This window comes from Armatimonadota bacterium (assembly GCA_020354555.1).
Lineage (GTDB): Bacteria > Armatimonadota > Hebobacteria.
The window spans coordinates 3,610,694-3,613,211 of sequence record CP070648.1; the positions used below are offsets into that span (position 1 = coordinate 3,610,694).

Below are 2,518 nucleotides of genomic sequence, written 5' to 3' on the forward strand. Positions count from 1 at the left end.
GTACCAGTTGGTGCGGCGGCGGCTGCCTCACGTCAGCCTCGGCACGGTTTACCGCAACCTCCAGGTCCTGTCCGCCTCCGGGGCGATACGGAAGTTGCGCCTGGGCTGCGCGCAAAGCCGCTTCGACGGCGACGTGACCTCGCATTATCACGTTCGCTGCGTGAAGTGCGGCCGCGTGGACGACGTACCGATCAAACCATTACGGGCGATTGACAGCGCCCTGCACAAGATCACCGGCTACCACGCGCTCGGCTACCGGCTGGAGTTCACCGGATCGTGCGGGCGATGCTCGAAGACCGAGCCGCGGCGCCGGAAAGGGCGCGTGGACGACGCTGGCTGATCGCCCGAGGAGCAACGCAATCCATGGAGCACGCTGACTACGAGGCGCGGTCGCGGCGCCGCTTGATCGTCCAATCGCTGATCTGGGTCGTCGTCGTCATCACCATCTTCGGCGGCCTGCGCTATCCCCTGCTGGGATTCGTCGTCGCCGGGGTGATGCTGATGGGGTTCGTCGGCGCGCTCGTCAAGGGCAGGTACGTCTGCGGCTGGCTGTGCCCGCGCGGCGCGCTGTTCGACCGCGTCATCAAGCATGTCAGCCGCAGGAGCGCCATCCCGCGGTGGCTGCGCAGCCCTTGGTTCAGGTGGCCGGTGTTCGGCGCCCTCATGGGCTTCATGGTGTACCGCATCAGCCTCAATCCCGCTGACGCGTACCACTGGGGCCGGGTGTTCGTTAGCATCTGCATCATCACCACCGGTATCGGCATCGTGCTGGCGCTCGCGTTCCACCCGCGCACGTGGTGCGCGTTCTGCCCCATGGGCACATTGCAGAGCGCCGTCGGCGGCGGCAAGGCCCCGCTCTACGTGGAGGAAGGCTGCAAGGGCTGTCGAACCTGCGAGCGGGCCTGTCCCATGAACCTCAGGATTGTCGGCAACACCAAGGACGGCCGGCTTGATAGCGCGGATTGCCTGAAGTGTCCTGAATGTCAGTTGGCGTGCCCAGCGAAAGTGCTGCATTTCTAGTAGGGTTATGAATTCCTGCCGTTGTGGCGGATGAATCCCCGATCCCCCGGTCCCCTCCAGGGAGAGGCCTGGTGAGGGGGGCTCGCCAATGGAGCGGCAGTCCGAAGGTAGAATACGAGAACCGAAAGGAGCGACGAAGTGGAGCTGAAGGGATCGAAGACGGAACGAAACCTGCTGCAGGCGTTTGCCGGGGAATCGCAGGCGCGGAATCGCTACACGTATTTCGCGAGCGAGGCGCGGAAGGAAGGCTACGTCCAGATCGCGGACATCTTCGAGGAAACCGCCAACCAGGAGAAGGAGCACGCCAAGCGCTTCTTCAATCTGCTCCAGGGCGGCGAGGTCGAGATCCAGGCCGCGTTCCCGGCCGGCGTCATCGGCAACACGGCCGAGAACCTGGCGGCGTCCGCCGCCGGCGAGGAGCACGAGTGGGGGCAATTGTACCCCGGCTTCGCGGCGGTCGCGCGGGAGGAAGGCTTCAAGGACGTCGCGGCGATCTTCGATGCCATCTCCGTCGCCGAGAAGCAGCACGGCAAGCGCTACCGCGACCTGCTGGCCAACGTTGAAGCCGGCACCGTGTTTAAGAAAGACAAGCCCGTTGTGTGGCGCTGCCGCAACTGCGGCTATCTCCACGAAGCCGCGGACGCGCCCAAGGTCTGCCCCGCGTGCGCGCATCCCCAGGCTCACTTCGAGTTGCTCGCCGAGAACTGGTAAGCGCTCCGCGCCGCCGGCTGAGTCCCACGCCCGCGTGGGGCGTCGGCCGGCGGCGTCATGCCGCGAGCGTGCGATGCCGCGCGCTTTGGCCCGGCAACCGGACACGGAACCGGCAGGCGCGCGCGCGGAGAGACTGAAACACAGGACATCTGCGCCGAGCGGGAGGGCACCAGCGATGGCGACAACCGTACGCTATCACCGCGGCCTGCATTTCTGCGCCGACCTCGAATCGGGACGCGTCTTCTGCGACGCCTTCGCCAAGCGGGGCAAGGAGTACCCCAGCGCGCCTGAGCTGCTCATGGTCTCACTCGGCAGTTGCATCGGCGCGGTGATCCTGACCTACGCCGACCGTCACGCCATCAACTTCGAGGGCATGGAGATAGACCTCGATTGGGACATCGTTGAGCACCCGCACCGGATCGGCCGCATTGACATCAACGTCCGCATGCCGGGGCCGCTGACCGACGAGCAGACCGAGGTGCTCAAGCGCGTCGCCGAAACGTGCCTGATCCACAACACGCTGCTGCACGCGCCCGAGATCAACCTCGACCTGACGGCAGGCAAATAGGCGCGCTCGGCGGCTTCCCGCTTCCCATCATCTGCGTTAGGAACGCTCGGAGGAGCAAGATATGACAGAACCGCTGCACGCCACACCCCTCACCGACCGCGTCTTCTGGGTCGGCGCGATCGACTGGGGCGTTCGCGATTTCCACGGCTATCTCACCAGCCGCGGCAGCACCTACAACGCCTACCTCATCCTCGCTGACAAGGTGACCCTGATCGACAC

4 protein-coding genes are annotated in these 2,518 nt (G+C 65.6%); all 4 read left to right on the forward strand.

From position 1 onward, the window contains the following. Nucleotides 1–340, forward strand: a 340-nt coding sequence (locus JSV65_14780) for a transcriptional repressor (GenBank protein ID UCH33813.1), incomplete at its 5' end; no start/stop codon positions are given. Nucleotides 341–363: 23 nt separating this feature from the next. Beyond that, nucleotides 364–1,020: a 4Fe-4S binding protein gene (locus JSV65_14785; GenBank protein UCH33814.1), complete on the forward strand. Its 657-nt coding sequence runs from the start codon at nt 364–366 to the stop codon at nt 1,018–1,020. A 138-nt stretch (nt 1,021–1,158) separates the two neighbouring features. After that, nucleotides 1,159–1,731 carry a rubrerythrin family protein gene (locus JSV65_14790; GenBank protein ID UCH33815.1) on the forward strand — a complete coding sequence of 191 codons (573 nt, stop codon included), beginning with the start codon at nt 1,159–1,161 and terminating at the stop codon, nt 1,729–1,731. 175 nt (nt 1,732–1,906) lie between these two features. After that, nucleotides 1,907–2,299: an OsmC family protein gene (locus JSV65_14795; GenBank protein UCH33816.1), complete on the forward strand. Its 393-nt coding sequence runs from the start codon at nt 1,907–1,909 to the stop codon at nt 2,297–2,299. The last annotated feature ends 219 nt before the right edge of the window (nt 2,300–2,518 follow it).